At 39.2% G+C, this 15,454-nt stretch carries 18 protein-coding genes and 1 riboswitch; of the genes, 11 read left to right on the top strand and 7 right to left on the bottom strand.

All coding sequences use genetic code 11. The annotated features are described in order from the left end of the window. Positions 1–4 precede the first annotated feature (4 nt). A complete protein-coding gene (locus tag ACIFPW_RS01870) occupies positions 5–1,348 on the bottom strand; it encodes a copper amine oxidase (protein ID WP_430241632.1) in 1,344 nt (447 codons plus the stop codon). A 235-nt stretch (positions 1,349–1,583) separates the two neighbouring features. On the opposite strand from ACIFPW_RS01870, the gene ACIFPW_RS01865 reads away from it, so the two are divergent. Beyond that, positions 1,584–3,692: a HelD family protein gene (locus ACIFPW_RS01865; RefSeq protein WP_430241585.1), complete on the top strand. Its 2,109-nt coding sequence runs from the start codon at positions 1,584–1,586 to the stop codon at positions 3,690–3,692. A gap of 164 nt (positions 3,693–3,856) precedes the next feature. Further along, positions 3,857–3,943: riboswitch (cyclic di-GMP riboswitch) on the top strand. Between the two features lie 42 nt (positions 3,944–3,985). Next, positions 3,986–4,888: an amidase gene (locus ACIFPW_RS01860; RefSeq protein ID WP_430241583.1), complete on the top strand. Its 903-nt coding sequence runs from the start codon at positions 3,986–3,988 to the stop codon at positions 4,886–4,888. Positions 4,889–4,944: 56 nt separating this feature from the next. Here the strand turns inward: ACIFPW_RS01860 and ACIFPW_RS01855 are convergent, their stop codons facing one another. Next, positions 4,945–5,139, bottom strand: a complete 195-nt coding sequence (locus ACIFPW_RS01855; RefSeq protein ID WP_430241581.1) for a YwbE family protein — start codon at positions 5,137–5,139, stop codon at positions 4,945–4,947. After that, positions 5,117–5,296 (bottom strand): YtzI protein, encoded by a 180-nt coding sequence (gene ytzI, locus ACIFPW_RS01850; protein WP_430241579.1) that lies wholly within the window; start codon positions 5,294–5,296, stop codon positions 5,117–5,119. The genes ACIFPW_RS01855 and ytzI overlap by 23 nt, the downstream gene beginning before the upstream one ends. Before the next feature lie 194 nt (positions 5,297–5,490). Here ytzI and ACIFPW_RS01845 point away from each other — a divergent pair, with 194 nt between their 5' ends. The 6 genes from ACIFPW_RS01845 to ACIFPW_RS01820 all read left to right on the top strand — a co-directional run bounded on the left by ACIFPW_RS01845 (position 5,491) and on the right by ACIFPW_RS01820 (position 10,084). Then, positions 5,491–5,832, top strand: a complete 342-nt coding sequence (locus ACIFPW_RS01845; RefSeq protein ID WP_430241577.1) for a flagellar basal body rod protein — start codon at positions 5,491–5,493, stop codon at positions 5,830–5,832. Positions 5,833–5,853: 21 nt separating this feature from the next. Next, positions 5,854–6,498, top strand: a complete 645-nt coding sequence (locus ACIFPW_RS01840; protein ID WP_371018531.1) for a PspA/IM30 family protein — start codon at positions 5,854–5,856, stop codon at positions 6,496–6,498. Between the two features lie 98 nt (positions 6,499–6,596). Beyond that, a complete protein-coding gene (liaF, locus tag ACIFPW_RS01835) occupies positions 6,597–7,322 on the top strand; it encodes a cell wall-active antibiotics response protein LiaF (RefSeq protein WP_242057322.1) in 726 nt (241 codons plus the stop codon). Continuing rightward, entirely contained in the window at positions 7,319–8,347 is a 1,029-nt protein-coding gene (locus ACIFPW_RS01830; protein WP_430241575.1) for a sensor histidine kinase, read from the top strand. The genes liaF and ACIFPW_RS01830 overlap by 4 nt, the downstream gene beginning before the upstream one ends. Continuing rightward, the gene (locus tag ACIFPW_RS01825; protein WP_283153094.1) at positions 8,344–8,976 is read left to right on the top strand and encodes a response regulator; all 633 of its coding nucleotides are present in this window, start codon (positions 8,344–8,346) and stop codon (positions 8,974–8,976) included. Before ACIFPW_RS01830 ends, ACIFPW_RS01825 begins: the two co-directional genes overlap by 4 nt. Positions 8,977–9,235: 259 nt before the next feature. Further along, positions 9,236–10,084 carry a YitT family protein gene (locus ACIFPW_RS01820; RefSeq protein WP_194220137.1) on the top strand — a complete coding sequence of 283 codons (849 nt, stop codon included), beginning with the start codon at positions 9,236–9,238 and terminating at the stop codon, positions 10,082–10,084. Positions 10,085–10,132: 48 nt separating this feature from the next. Here ACIFPW_RS01820 and ACIFPW_RS01815 read toward each other — a convergent pair whose 3' ends face one another. Together ACIFPW_RS01815 and ACIFPW_RS01810 are read right to left on the bottom strand one after the other, a co-directional pair. Beyond that, entirely contained in the window at positions 10,133–10,861 is a 729-nt protein-coding gene (locus ACIFPW_RS01815) for a TspO/MBR family protein (RefSeq protein ID WP_283153093.1), read from the bottom strand. Positions 10,862–10,986: 125 nt separating this feature from the next. Beyond that, positions 10,987–12,018, bottom strand: coding sequence for an NADP-dependent oxidoreductase (locus ACIFPW_RS01810; protein ID WP_430241573.1), 1,032 nt, complete (start codon positions 12,016–12,018; stop codon positions 10,987–10,989). Positions 12,019–12,239: 221 nt separating this feature from the next. On the opposite strand from ACIFPW_RS01810, the gene ACIFPW_RS01805 reads away from it, so the two are divergent. Beyond that, positions 12,240–12,965 (top strand): YqjF family protein, encoded by a 726-nt coding sequence (locus ACIFPW_RS01805; protein WP_430241571.1) that lies wholly within the window; start codon positions 12,240–12,242, stop codon positions 12,963–12,965. Between the two features lie 14 nt (positions 12,966–12,979). On the opposite strand, the gene rarD is transcribed toward ACIFPW_RS01805, so the two are convergent. Then, positions 12,980–13,921, bottom strand: a complete 942-nt coding sequence (rarD, locus tag ACIFPW_RS01800; protein ID WP_430241569.1) for an EamA family transporter RarD — start codon at positions 13,919–13,921, stop codon at positions 12,980–12,982. A 123-nt stretch (positions 13,922–14,044) separates the two neighbouring features. On the opposite strand from rarD, the gene ACIFPW_RS01795 reads away from it, so the two are divergent. Next, positions 14,045–14,743, top strand: coding sequence for a VCBS repeat-containing protein (locus ACIFPW_RS01795; protein ID WP_430241566.1), 699 nt, complete (start codon positions 14,045–14,047; stop codon positions 14,741–14,743). 47 nt (positions 14,744–14,790) lie between these two features. Here the strand turns inward: ACIFPW_RS01795 and ACIFPW_RS01790 are convergent, their stop codons facing one another. Beyond that, positions 14,791–14,916: a DUF2639 domain-containing protein gene (locus ACIFPW_RS01790; protein WP_194220132.1), complete on the bottom strand. Its 126-nt coding sequence runs from the start codon at positions 14,914–14,916 to the stop codon at positions 14,791–14,793. Between the two features lie 183 nt (positions 14,917–15,099). Here ACIFPW_RS01790 and ACIFPW_RS01785 point away from each other — a divergent pair, with 183 nt between their 5' ends. Beyond that, the gene (locus tag ACIFPW_RS01785) at positions 15,100–15,294 is read left to right on the top strand and encodes a DUF1992 domain-containing protein (protein WP_430241564.1); all 195 of its coding nucleotides are present in this window, start codon (positions 15,100–15,102) and stop codon (positions 15,292–15,294) included. Positions 15,295–15,454 lie beyond the last annotated feature (160 nt).

Here is a 15,454-nt window from a genome sequence, read left to right as displayed (position 1 = left end):
TGTTTTATTGATTAACAATTTTCTTGCGAATGGCAAATGCTGAACCAGCAGCAGCTAGAGAACCTAGAGTAATCCAAAGTGCTGTTAGGTCAGATGACTGCTCACTCGCACCACCCATACCTGTTTTTGGCATATCACCAGGCATTGCTTCTCCTGCAAATTTGTCTGGCATTTGCTTAACGATAGCGCCTCCAAGAGATTCGCCTACACCAAACATGAATGCATATCCTTCACGGAATTGTTCAATTGAACCTTCGTAATCACCAGACATGTAAGCTTCAAATGATCCAATTACTTGTTTTTCATGAGCCATAAGAGCTTCAGTAGCAGCGTCGGTTGGAAGGTTTTCTTCTGTTGCTGTTCCTAGGAAAGCTCCAAAGTTCTTAGGGAATGTTGTCATCATACGTTCTTTCGCCATTTCCATAGCTTCCTCGTCTTCAGATAGAGATGCGACTACAAGGTCAGCTTGTGCAGCAATATGATCTTCTTGCCAGATTTTTTCAAACTGAGCAGCACCTTCATCTCCGTAGATAGAACCGATAGCCGCTTTAAAGTCAGCAGTGTTTCTGTCTTCAGCCCAGTTTACAAAGTCATAGTCTTCTGATTGGTCATAGCCTTTTTCAAGACCAAGGGAAGAAAGAGCAAAGTGCTCAGATGCAAGGCTGTTTAGAGTTGAACGTAAGTCTGCAGCAGGAGTATCAGCTTTTGTATTTTCAAATTTATCAGGCATCTGCGTTACAATTGCACTAGATAGTGCTTTGCTGATCGCAAACATATGCTTATGCCCTTCACGGAATGTCGTGTAAGCTTCTTCGTAATTTCCTTCTGTATACTCATCAAAAGTTGTTAGGACTTGATCCTCGTGAACTTCTAGAACATCTGCAGCGGCTTCCTTAGGAAGATTACCTTCTGTAGCTGTATCAAGGAACGTGGAGAATTCTTCAACAAATTCGTCTACTTCAGCTTCAGCTTCTTTACGAAGTTCTGCATCATCTTCGGTTGCTGCTTTTACGAAATCAGCGGAGTAATCATTGTGACCTCGAAAGATATCTTCAAATTGTGAAGCGGCTTCATCGCCATAGACAGATGCAATCGCTGGTGTCATATCAGCTGCGTTCTGATCCAGGGCTTCAGTTACTTCTTCTGCATCCTCTGTCCCGTCATATGATTTCGTCATGGATGAAACAGCTAGTACAAAATGTTCGGATAAGAGCTGATCCAGTGTTGCGCGTAGATCTGAAGCAGGCGTTTTGGCTGTTGGCTCAGTTGCCGCTGCCCCAGCGACTGTTGGGAATAATAAGGTTAGGCCTAACGCGGGAACCATTAATTTCTTGAATACTTTTTTCATGTCCATTTTACTTTTCACTCTCCTCGATTTTTTTATCGTTTATTTTGATTACACATAGCTAACGTTCAAAGTGAATAGATGGATCATTTTTTTATAAACTTTTTAATAAAGTTTTTTAAAATGGTAAAAACACTAATTTTAATATTCTAAAAACAATTGGTTGAACTACCTAATTTGTGGTAGTATTAAACTTCTGTCTGATTTAGAGACAAATCTCATAAGGAGGTAACTGATCTTGGACAATAAGACTCAAAGTGCCTATCGGAAAGAGAAGCAGCAACTCGATCAAATCGCTGCAGAGATTACAAAACAGCGGCAGGTGTTGGAGAACTACCCCAGGTATTCTGGCGATAATGTAACAGAACAAGTTCTTGAAAGCATTCGAGAGGAGAATCGTCAATCTCTTGCCATATCTTCAAAAGAACCATACTTTGCACGAATGGATTTTCAAGAGGATGAGAAGGAATCACATTCGTATTATATTGGGAAAGTTGGCGTAGCACATGGAGATTCACAGGATTCTCTGGTTGTAGACTGGAGAGCACCTGTTGCGAGTATGTTCTATGCATTTACAGGGCCAGAAGAGGATGTCTATTATGTATCGCCTGATGGCGTCATCGAAGGGAATATAGAGCTGAAGCGAAATATTGTGATTCGAGATAAAGAACTTCAGCGAGTCGTAGACACCTATGTAGAAGATAGCGATGATTTAAGTGGCTCAGATGAATTTCTTCTATATCGTCTGAGTGAAAATAAAGATAACCGTCTCCGTGACATCGTATCAACAATACAAACAAAGCAAAATGATATTATTCGTGCTGAGCGATCGACGCCACTTATCATACAAGGAGCAGCAGGAAGTGGTAAGACAACGGTTGCGCTTCATCGATTAGCTTTCTTACTATATGAATACAGAGATACCATTCAAGCGGGTAAAATGATTATCTTTGCACCGAATAGGATGTTTCTTGATTATATTTCAGGAGTCCTTCCGGAGCTAGGTGTAGGGGGAATTCAACAATCTACTTTCACAGATTGGACAATAAAAACGATTGAAGAAAAGATTACGATTGATTCATCTGGACACGACCTCAGAAAGTGGTTTGGGAAGAGTCGATTCGATTTTTCAATTGCAGAAGGAAGAGTAAAAGGATCACTGACATTTAAAAAATGGATTGATCAAGCTATACATCGTTATAGCAACTCAGTCGGTCCGGTTGGCTCCTTTCACCCATTTGAAGGAAGAGAGCTTTCAGAAACGAAGATCGAACAATGGTTAAAAGACCTTTCTGCATATCCTGTTGGCCGTAAACGCGAAATGATGATGAATCGTTTTAAAATTTGGATAAAAGGTGAGATCAAATCGGTAGAGGGAGACCATTTAAAGAAAGAATATCGCAAACTAGCAAACGATCAGCTGAAGAATTATTTTAAAACATGGCCGAAGCAAACTGCTCTTTCGTTCTATCAATCACTTTTTCAATCGAATGTTCCTAGCTACATAACACAGTCAGAAAGAGCAGATGTTATAAATGAAGAACTTGTGCTGGAAACGGCAAAGCGAATAAAAAAGAAGAAATTATCGCCGGACGACCTTGCCCCTCTCCTTTACATTCAATATCAATTGAACGGTAATGATAAAGAACATAGGTTTCAGCATATTGTAATTGACGAAGCTCAGGACTTTTCACCTTTTCAACTGGCGCTTCTGAAAGAAGTGAATCGAAGTCAATCTTTTACAATATTAGGGGATTTGGCACAGGGCATTCATTCATATAAGGGCATTCATAGCTGGGAAGAATTTAGAGTGCTTTTCAACGGTAAAGACCTTTATATGGAACTTGAACAAAGTTATCGATCGACTTTAGAAATTATTGAATTTGCGAATGAAGTGATAGCTCATGCGGATATACCGGTTCAACTGGCTGTGCCAATTTTTCGAAGTGGAAAGAAAGTCGAAATAAGCAAAATAGATAAGAAGAGGCATGTTAGTAGCTTGATAAAATCAGCTAAAGAAATGCAAGAGAGAGGTATGAATACAGTAGCGATTGTTGGTAGGAGCGAAGAGGAATGTCATGATTTGTATGGCAATCTTAGTAGGTATGATGAGAAGTTGCATCTCATTACTGCGGATGATCGATCTTATGAAGGGGGACTATCAATTGTGCCAATCTATCTTACTAAGGGATTAGAATTCGATGGAGTTATATTGGCAAATGCTAACGAAGATAATTATAGTCCACATGCAACAGATGCGAAATTACTATATGTAGGATGTACAAGAGCATTGCATGAATTAAAACTCTTTTATATTGATACTCCTTCACAATTGCTACCAGTTTAATCAAACGTTTGTTTAAAGGTTACCTTTGCTATTTCATACCATGAAATGATGGATTGTTAGTACATTCAAGTATTAGTACCATTAAGCATTTTCTTCACACACTCTATAAAAAAAGCTAAACTCTTTATTATTTATTGCCGATAATAAAAGTAGTTGGAATATAAAACTGAAAAAGGCAAACCTGTTGAAAAGCAGGGACGCAAAGTTATGGGCCTGCCCGCATGAATGCGAATGGTTGCCAAACCGCCAGGCTCCTTTTTGAGCTCTGGGTTGAAAAAAAGGAGAGCGTACATGTGAAGAATGTATCGGTTGCTGTTGGAATTCTCTTTTTTATACTGGGCTTTTTTGTGCAGATGATGGTTGTGCCTGTGGGGAAAGCTGAGGCGGTAGAAATGGACACTTCTCTTGCTACATGGATTTGGAACACAAGGGACATTGAAACGAAATCAAATGACATCCTTCAGTTTATGGAAGAGAAACAAGTAACAGATGCTTACTTGCAAATAAATCGTTCAGTGATGGCATCTTCTTATGAATCATTTATTGAAAATGCGACATCCAAAGGTATTCGTGTACATGCTCTAGATGGGGCACCAAATTGGGCTACAAGAAATGGTGCTACATATCAGGCGAACTTATTTAACTGGTTGGATTCCTATCAAGCTAATGCGACAGAGAATCAAAAGTTTAGTGGTGTTCATCTTGATATAGAACCTTATCTTCATTCTGGCTGGACGAATAGTTATCAAAAAACGATTTCTTTCTATCAAGACCGTTTATCAGATGGAAAGACTCGTGCGACGAGCCTAGGATTATCGTTTGGTGTCGACACTCCTTTTTGGTTTGACGAACAATCTTACAACAATCGGTATGGATCGGGCAATTTAGCTGAGTGGATTATTCAAACGGCGGATGTGACTACATTAATGGCTTACCGTGATCGTGCTGATGGTGCAAATGGAATTGTTGCTCTTATTAGTAATGAGATAGCTTTAGCTGAAAAATATGGCAAGAAAATCTCCGTTGGTGTAGAGACAGGGCAAACGTCAGAAGCTTCCTACATTTCATTTTTTGAAGAGGGAGAAGCAGTCATGACAGAGGAACTTCTCAAAGTAAAGACTGCATATGAGTATTCCTCTTCAGTACAAGGTTTTTCCATACATTATCTTGATAGTTGGATGGCGTTAACACAATAATAAAAATGAACCCCCGGACTGAAAATCAGCCGGGGGTTCATTTTTATGAGTTCAGCTTAGGATAAAATCGATTTGACGCGACCAACCTGTCCATCTTCCAGACGTACTTTGATACCATGCGGATGGGTGGGGGATTTAGTCAGGATATCTTTTACAACACCTCTTGTCGTTTTCCCTGAACGCTGATCTTGTTTCAAGACGATATCTACAGTTTTCCCTGGTTCTATATTACTTCTGTTCTGTCCGTTCATCAGTAACCTCTTTCTCTGTCGCTTCGTTATGCTGCTCCTCAGGCAACGGGTCGACAGTATGTTTGACACTGTATCCTTTTGATACAGCCATTCCAAAAGCAGCGGCAATGACAATCGTCATAATGACAACGACGATGACTGTTATCGTAATAACCATTCCCGAACTCCTTTCCGTGATGTCTGCTCTCACTTTACCATGATTATCGCGGTTAAGATAGAACATGATCTGACAAGGGTTATTATATAGCTTAATCTGTCTAAGTCTCTGGTCTTATATAAATATATAGCTTTAGCTCATTATGGACACTTTGGTAAGCAGGTAGAATCAAAGTATGAAAGGAGGCGATTATGATGAAGAAAGCAGGTTTGCTGTTACTTGGAATCATCGCTGCGATTGTATTGCTGTCGAACCTTGGTTCATTAGTAGGTATGATGATTAGCCTTGTCATCCTCTACATTGCATTTAAGAAGTTTATTCAGGCAGATTCAACAACTGGTAAAGTCATCTGGGGGATCTTAGGATTCATCGGTTTAAGTACTGCTGTGGCGAATATGCCAGCAATTCTTGGTCTCGTAGCTATCTACATTCTTTATGTCGTTTATAAAAAGTGGGATGGAGCAAGTTACGATAAGAAAGACAATGACCCATTCACAAATTTTGAAAAGCAATGGGATGAACTGAAGAAAAGTTAATTAAAAAAGGAGAGAATGGACATGCCAAATTTACTTAATCGCATCAAAAACTCAATTGAAGCTGATTTTCATAGCATCCTTGACCAGAAGGAGGAGAAAAATCCAATTTCCCTTTTAAATCACTATTTAAGACAGTGTGAAAGAGAAGTGGAAAAGGCGAGAAAACTTGTCGAGCGGCAGTCAACGCTACTTTTAGAATTCAGAAGAGAATTAGATAAAGCGCGAAGAAATGCTGAGAAACGCGCTGGACAAGCTGTTTTAGCAAATGAAGCAGGCGAGGCTGAGCTGTATGAGTTCGCAAAACAAGAGCAGTTGCAATATGAAGAAAGAGCTAACCACTTATCACAATTGATGGATGAGGCAGATCTTGAGCTTAAACGTCTTGAACAAAAGTACGAGAAAATGAAGCATAAGCTTAAAGATATGTCGATTAAGCGAATGGAATTAATGGGGAAAGAGAATAGTGTGAGGGCTCATCATAAGATGGATTTGGTTCTGGAAGAAAGGAATCTAGATCAACCATTTAATCGTTTTGATGAGATGGAGAGTTATATTGAGCAACTTGAGAAGAAAGTGAATAGAGATTACGATATGTCTACTATTGATACAAAATTCCACTTACTTGAGAAAAAGGCGAAAAAACAAGAAACCAATTCAAATTCTTAGAGAAATAGTGGTATTCTAAAAGAGGCGCGTGCGCCTTTTTTAGTCATGAGTATAAAAGGTGCAATGACGATAAATGAGGGATGAATGGAGGGACGCTAGTGTGGAAAAATAGACATATTGACACTGTTAATGGACTTCTAATAATTGGAGTTATTCTTATCCTATTAGAAGTTTCTTTAAATGGCGGCCTCCTGTTCTTATTAATTCTTTCCGCTGCATTTGTTTATATGGGGAGAAAACGTCTTCCACGAACTTCAGGAAAAGTTTTTCTTGGACTCGGTATCTTTTTCTTTCTAACGACCGTTATGAATATGGTAGTCGTGAAGTTTTTTCTTCTTGTTCTATTAGTCTATCTTGGCTTCCAGTTTTATCAGTCCAAACAAAAACCGAAGAAAATAAGGCCGGTATTTGAAAAACCTTCAGTGTCTGAAGAAGGAATGATCCATCAAAAGCCATTGTTGCAAAACAAGTGGTCCGGTCGACAGAAAACACATGATCATGTGTACGAGTGGAATGATATTAACATTCAAGCTGGTTTTGGTGAAACGATTATCGATTTAAGTTACACGGTTCTTCCTAAAGGAGAATCCGTTATTATGATTCGAAACTTCGTAGGAAAAGTGCAAATACTCATTCCTTATGAACTCGAAGTGAATATTCAACATTCAGCTATGATCGGATCTGCCACGTTGTTACAACATGAAGAACCTGGAGTGTTTAATCAAGTTCTCTCTTATAAAACGAATGGATATGATGATGCTACTGAAAAGGTAAAACTAGTCACCTCGATGTTTGCTGGAGATTTAGAGGTGAAGCGAGTATGAGTGTCATGAAGCGTCATATGCTATTTGGTGCATTACTGTCACTCTTGCTATTTTTTCTTTTCTCTGCCGCTTATTTGACTGTTTTCCCACCGGCATCTCTTTCCCTTTTATTTGAGAAAGATTTAATGGACTTACCGTTCTGGTTAATCGTTCCAATTATATGTGTAATGATTGGAGCGGCTGTTGGAGGAATATCAGGTTTATATGCGAGTAAAGAAATTCAAAACATTGCAGATACGCTAGAGGAACTTGATAAGGGACGTGCTTTACATAACTATAGTGGTACAAGTCTAAATGTCGTTTTTGAACAAATTGATAAATTGCAAAACCGAATGAATGATCAAGTAAGACTAGCCCAGAAGCTTGCGAACGAGAAAGCAGAGGATCATGAGAAGCGAGTTCAACAAGTCGTATCCGAAGAACGCAATCGTCTTGCTCGTGAGCTACATGACTCCGTGAGTCAGCAGCTTTTCGCTGCTTCCATGTTAATGAGTACGATAACGGAAAGTCGTGAAGTAGCGGATGATCTAGAAACAAAGCACCTTAAGATGATTGAAGAAACCATTCATCAATCCCAACTAGAAATGCGCGCTCTCTTACTTCATCTTAGACCTGCCGCATTGAAAGATCGCTCACTCGAGGAAGGAATAAAAGAGCTATTGAACGAACTGTCTCAAAAGGTGCCAATACAAGTGAATTGGAAGCTTGAAGCCATTGAGCTCGATAAAGGTGTTGAAGACCATCTGTTTCGTATACTACAGGAATGTGTATCCAATACACTAAGGCATGCGAAGGCATCGACACTTGATGTTCTACTTATTCATCGAGATGGACGTACGATCTTACGAATAGTTGATGATGGGGTTGGTTTTAAGATGGACGAGAAGAAAGCTGCTTCATATGGATTACAAAACATGCATGAACGAGCACTCGAAATCGGAGGGGTTCTTAAATTGGTCAGTCTTCCACATAAAGGGACTAGGCTGGAAGTAAGCGTACCACTTGTTGGGAGGGGTAGAGAATGATTAAAGTTTTGTTTGTCGATGATCATGAAATGGTTCGGATTGGCGTTTCATCTTATTTATCTGCTCAGGCTGATATTGACGTCATTGGAGAAGCGGATAATGGAAAGAAAGGGGTAGACCTCGCGCTATCCCTTCGTCCAGATATCATATTAATGGATCTAGTTATGGAAGAAATGGATGGGATTGAAGCAACGAAACAGATTATTACACAATGGCCAGATGCAAAAATCATTATCGTAACAAGCTTCTTAGACGACGAAAAAGTCTATCCAGCACTTGAAGCTGGAGCTACAAGCTATATGCTGAAAACATCGAAAGCTGTGGAGATTGCAAATGCAGTTCGAAAAACGCACCATGGGGAATCTGTTCTTGAACCTGAAGTAACGGGGAAAATGATGTCGCGGATGAGAAGTAGAATTCAAAAGCAGCCCCATGAAGAACTCACGGATCGAGAGATGGAAATTCTCTTATTAATGGCTCAGGGAAAGGCGAACCAGACGATTGCTAATGAACTGTTTATTGCGCTTAAAACAGTAAAGGTTCATGTGAGCAACATTCTTGGAAAACTTGAAGTTCATGATCGAACCCAGGCGGTTATTTATGCGTTTAAGCATGACCTTGTAAAATGAGCAAAAACAGAAGCTGTTTTTGCTTTTTTTAATACAATGAAGAGAGGTTGATTCTACTTATTTAGCAACCAAAAAATTAAGAAAATTCTTGTATATTAGTGTCGAATTCAATAGATAACATAGTAATAAAGACCCATTTATGAGTTGTAACCGCTTCAATTAAAAATCTTAGGTTTAGGCTGTTTACAAAGCGCTGAATCCCTATTATAATCCCGATTGTGCTTACGAAACGAAAACAAAACAACGGGAGGGATAATAGATGCTTCATCACATCAAAACTTATCTGCTAATTACTTTGGGTGCGCTCGGTGTTGCTACCCACGTTCATTTCTTTCTATCTCCTAATAGTCTTGCGACGGGGGGAGTCAGTGGTTTATCGATTCTGATGAACCATCTAGTCCCGAACCTGTCAGTCGGAATGTTTATGATCATATTAAACGCAGTACTTTTGTTAGTTGGAATTCTTTTTCTCGGTCCTAAATTCGGTGTTAAAACGATCTATGCAAGTTTCGCTTTATCGCTTGCTGTATGGGCATTTGAACGCTTTATACCAGTAACTGAGCCATTTAGCCAGGATATCCTAATTCAATTAATTATTGGTCAGTGTATTGCTGCAGCAGGTATGGGACTTGTCTTTCATCAGAAAGCTTCTACTGGCGGTACAGATATTATTGCGATGATTCTTAATAAGTATTTCTCTATGGAGGTTGGAAAAGCCGTTCTAATCTCAGATATTTCAATTGCTCTATTCTCAGTCGTCTTGTTTGGACCTGAAATCGGAATGTATGCGATCTTTGGTGTCATTCTAAATGGCCTTGTCATTGATTATACGCTTCAGAGCTTTGAAGCTAAGAAAGAGATTGTGATTATCAGTAAAGAAAGTGAAGAAATTCGATCCTTTATTGTTGAAGAGATTGGAAAAGGCGCAACAATCCACACGGCTAGAGGGGCGTTTACTTCTGATGAAAAAGAAGTGATTACAACAATCCTTGGTAGAAAAGATCTTCTTAAATTGAAAAAGCATGTTGGTGTTGTTGATCAGAAAGCCTTTATTACGGTTCACAGTATGAAAGAAATTCTTGGTCAAGATTTTAAATCTCTTGCATAATAGCTTAAAACCCCTTTTCCAGAATGGAAAAGGGGTTTTTACTTATAATTATTTCTTACGTTTAAAAGCATACAGAAGCGTAACGATCAAAATAAGAGCAGCCAGTACATAAGATGAGTAAACGACTAATGGTACGTCTCCATTTTGATTTTTGACACCAATCCCAATAAAGGCCCAAACAAAAACGAGTGGGTAGATCCAATCTTGCTCGCTTTTCAAGAAATAAAGAGCAAGAATTGTCGCGATGATTAATAGTAGGAATGTCCATATCGTATCGGAAATACCAAATCCATCCCAGTCAATGTATGTTAGGTAGTAACTAATGTTGGCGATCGTCGCAACGCTAATCCAACCCAGATAAACGGAAAAAGGTAACAAATCAAAGAAAGAAGCATCTGCTGCTTTCAAATTAGTATAAAGCCTAATGAGTGTGAACAGTAAAAGAAGCATAACGATCACCGATAAGCCGAAGAATTCATAATGCCACATGAAAATCCAAAGACTATTTAGAATGGAACTTAGAACAAATAGTCCACTCGTCTCCTGGTAGATTGGCAAATCTCTCCGACTTTTAGGAAATTGACGAATAACCCATATTCCTAGAAGAAGATAGATCAGCCCCCATATACTAAAAACATAGCCGGCAGGTGTAAAAAGTACGTTCAGTCTATTTGATATTTCTCCTGTCGTTTGCCCATTTAACGGTAGTGCATTTGCAAGGCCATTTACTGTTACGACGAGTATATACGCAATGAGATTAAGAAGAAATTTACCCATAAGGACCTCCTAGAAATAAAGTCTATAGTACATACTATTCCTTCTTAATCTTAAACATAACCGTCTTTTTATGTGCATGAGCACATAGAAAAACCTGCCCCTAATTGAGGGGCAGGTGAGTGTTATTAGCGATTAGGAAGTGTAGCATATTCAGGGTCTGCTACTTTTACAAGTTGTTTACCAAGGTTTGTACCTTCAAAGAGACCAAGGAATGCGCCAGGAACGTTTTCAAATCCTTCCACGATTGTTTCTTCATATTTTAACTTGCCTTCTTGTAACCATTTCCCTAATTGCTCAGCACCTTCATTAAAGCGATCTGAATAATCGCCTACAACGAAGCCTTTCATGAGAGCACTTGATTGGATAAGTTTTGTCTGAACGCGTGGACCAAGATCCGCTTCTTTCTTATTGTAAGAAGAAATTGCGCCGCAAACAGGGATACGAGCAAATTTATTTAGTAGGCTAATGGCAGCATCGCCGATTTCGCCACCAACGTTTTCATAATAAACGTCAATGCCGTCTGGACAAGCTTCTTTTAGCGCTTTGTATACGTCCTGGGTTTTGTAGTTAATTCCTTCATCAAAACCAAGTTCGTTTTTGATATAGTCGATTTTATCGTCTGAACCAGCGATACCTACAACACGGCAGCCTTTGATTTTGGCAATTTGACCAACAACAGAGCCTACTGCTCCAGCTGCGCCTGATACAACGACTGTTTCGCCTTCTTTAGGCTGACCAATATCGAGAAGTCCGAAGTAAGCTGTTTGTCCAGGCATACCAAGGATTCCAAGATGCGTGGTAATTGGAGCGATAGATGGATCAATTTTTCGAAGATGCTTTTCATTCACAACTGAGTATTCTTCCCAGTTTAGGTGGCCAATAACAACATCACCTTGATTAAATTGAGAAGATTTGGATTCGGCAACTTCTGCTACGACACCACCGTTTAATGGTTCGTTGATTTGGAAGGGTGCTACGTATGATTTTGCATCTCTCATACGCCCTCTCATGTAAGGGTCTACTGTAAGGTATAGTGCACGTAGAAGAACTTCTCCATCTTTAGGTGATGGAATGTCCGCTTCAACAATGTTGAAGTGTTCCATTGAAGGCATACCTTCTGGTCGTTTTGCTAGATGAATTTGTCTTTGTTTACTCATTCATAATCCCTCCATTATATGATTGATGCCTCATTCATTTCTTATCTAAGCTGTTCCACCTAAACGGTACCACAAAACATTACAGTTTATCAAAGTATTCGCATTGTAAATAAGCACATCTAAAAACAGTACTTTTCATCTTCTTCAACACATTCAAATTCTCTTTTTTTGAAAAGAATAGACATAATTGGTTATGATACGAAAGAGAGGAGGAAGGTCTATTGAGTCCCAGAACTAGCGGGTGGATTATGAAACAAACGTGGGAGGATCTTTTGTTCCTACACTGGTCTGTTGATCGCTATTGGCTTCAATCCATGCTTCCACCTCAGCTAGAAGTAGATACGTTTGAAGGGGAGGCATGGATTGGAATCGTTCCATTTGAAATGAATCAAATTCGGTTTCGTGGCTTACCTTCGGTTCCATTTGCTTCAAAACTACTTGAGCTTAATGTGCGGACTTATGTGAAATATGGCCAGAAACGTGGCGTGTATTTCTTTAGCCTTGATGCTAGTCATAGAGCAGGTGTTATGATGGCGAGAAATCTTTTTCACCTTCCTTACCTTCAAGCAAAAATGGGTAAAAAAAGTGATGGAAAGCAAATTAGCTTTTGGTCTTCTAGAACACATAAGGGTGTTGAAAAAGCCGATTACCATATTATTTATGAACCACTAGGAACATCTTATGAAGCGCGAAATGGAGATCTTGATTTTTGGCTTACAGAAAGAGATCGGCTTTTTATTGTAAGAGGAAATAAAGTATTTCAGGGGAAAATTAAGCATGATCGATGGCCACTTCAAAAGGTTGCTGTTGCTGTTCTTCGTGATACACTCTCACACCCATATCACTACTCTGATCAAGTTGTTACTCATTTCTCTAAGAAGGTGACAACTTATTTGTGGCCATTTGAGAATGTAACCCAGACAGGAAAACCCCTTCACATTAAGTAAGGGGGTTTTTGATATTACGATTCTAGTGAATGCTTTCTTTGAAATGAGCGGGGTTCTATGCGACGGAATAATTTCGTGCGAGCAAGGGTGAAAATGACCAGTGCTGCCCAAATTAAAGCAAAACTGACTAAGTGCACAGAAGTAAACGACTCTCCATAGAGGAATACACCTTGTATGAGCATTAAAGTAGGTGCGATGTATTGAAGAAAACCAATCATCGAAAGCGAAATGCGGTTTGCCCCGCTTGCAAAAAGCAACAGTGGTACAGCAGTGACAATTCCAGCGCCTAGTAATAATCCGAAAAGAGTGACGTCTTCTAAATACATGGCATCTGCCACACTAGTACGCACTGTTATTAAATAAATTAACGCAAATGGCGTAATGAATAGCGTCTCAATCGTTAGTCCTGTTAAAGCACCAAGTCTCGCTTTTTTCTTCAATAAACCATAGAGCCCAAAGCTCATGGCCAGGATGAGAGAGACCCATGGTATTTCTCCAAATCGAAAGACGAGATTTAATACGCCAATTGTCGCAAGAGCAAATGAAATGAGTTGCCAGAAGGAAAGCCTTTCTTTTAAGAATAGAATACCTAGAAGAACGCTAATTAATGGGTTGATATAGTAACCAAGGCTGGTTTGAATGACGTGATCATGATTGACAGCCCATATGAATGCATACCAGTTTATAGTGATGAATACGGATGCAAAAGCGATCGCTGCTAGCTTCTTCGGCTGACGAAAAATACCGAGAAGCTCTATTTTAAATGAAGTTAATTTCCTCAGCACGATTAATATGATAATCATAAAAGCAAAGGACCAGATGATCCTATGAGCTAACACTTCTTCAGATGGTACTTGCCCGACGAGCTTCCAATATAGTGGGAGAATACCCCATAAGAAATAGGCGCCGGCACCCGAAAGTATCCCAAACATTTGTTCATTATCTGAAAATTTCATCGTTTTTCCTCGTTTCCATAAGATCACTTCACACTAGTTTAGCTTCCTTTCCAAATCATTACAACGAAAAAGCGTTCGTCTATGAACATAGACTGTTACATAAAGCGAAAGGGGCTGGAAGCAATGAGAGCAGCGCGCATTTTATTAGATCAGAAGGTGGGAGACGTAACAGGGAACGGCATTCCTGATCTTGTAACCCTTACTGGTAATAAACCATTTGGGGATGATTCACCGTTAGTAGATAGCGTTGTTCTAACAATCAAAAACGATACCACAGCGATCGATGTCTCTTTTGATCTTCCGGGTAGTAGTGGCTATAACCCGACCCTTTATTTGGGTGATTTTACCGGGAACAAAGTGAAGGAAATATTAGTGCGTTCTGATTCTGGAGGGAGTGGAGGGATTACGTATGACTTTTTGTATTCCTATCTAAATCAAAACCTGAGGTTGCTTTTTGATCAACAGAGTTTCTATGAAGCTTTTACTTATGATGTATACTACCTTGATTATTATCAAGCGAAGGTTGAAAATAAAACGTTAAATCAAAACTATATTGTGAGTCTTCTTTATAAAGGAGAAGAGTATCTTTCGGAAATTTATAAGGAGAATGGGCAATTAAAAGCCCCGATAAAGGGAAGTGTCTTGCCTCCTGGAGGCGTATACCCCATTGATTTGCAGCGTGACGGAGTTAATGAATTGTTGGTTTATCAGAGAGTAATCGGAAGGTATAACGCGGATGGGCTAGGTTTTCTTTCTACACCACTTCAGTGGAAAGAAAACCAGTTCGTTCCTATGTATCAATCTTTATGTTTATTTGGATAGAGAGTATGTAAGAAAAGGGAGGGGTGATCCCCCTTTGGAATTTCGTTTTATTGCTTTTCAAGAAGAGATGCAAGTACGTGTTTCTTGAATTTCTCTGTCTTGCGTCCTTCAATGTAACGTACATCATGTTTTTTAAGCTGTTCAACGTACCAGCCTTTGCTTGCGTAATGCATCGAACCATCCTTTCTCTATTGAAAATTCTATAAGGAGTATTCAATAAACCTTAACCGTCAACCATGTTATCATCCATTGTTCTTTATGAAAAGGGGAAAAGTCTATTTTTTTAAGGAATTTTGTTACAGGGTTCATGACAATTCATTAACCAAAAAGGATAATCAAAGTAAGAAGGGATGTGCTTGGATTTTTCCTGGCTTGTGGCAGAGGATAAGATTAAAACAGCATTAAAAAATGGTGATTTTGACCATCTCCCTGGTAAAGGAAAACGACAGAATCTTGAGGATTTATCGATGATTCCAGAAGATCTTAGAATAGCCTACAAAGTTCTAAAGAATAGTGGATACCTCCCTGAAGAAGTGGATTTAAAAAAATGAGTTACAGTCTCTAGAAAAACTTCTTAAGTATTGTGAGGATGATAGGGAGAAAGAGCGTTTAAAGCAGCGAATCTCAGAAAAGCAGCTTCGTTACAATAAGCTTTATTAGGAAAGACGATTCCGTTTAACTAAAGAATATCAGCCTAATGTGCAAAAGAAA

The sequence above is a fragment of the Pseudalkalibacillus sp. NRS-1564 genome (genome assembly GCF_050467905.1).
GTDB classification, from domain to species: domain Bacteria; phylum Bacillota; class Bacilli; order Bacillales; family Guptibacillaceae; genus Guptibacillus; species Guptibacillus hwajinpoensis_B.
Note: the sequence above shows the minus strand (reverse complement) of the source record. Positions and strands in the feature narration are given on the sequence as shown.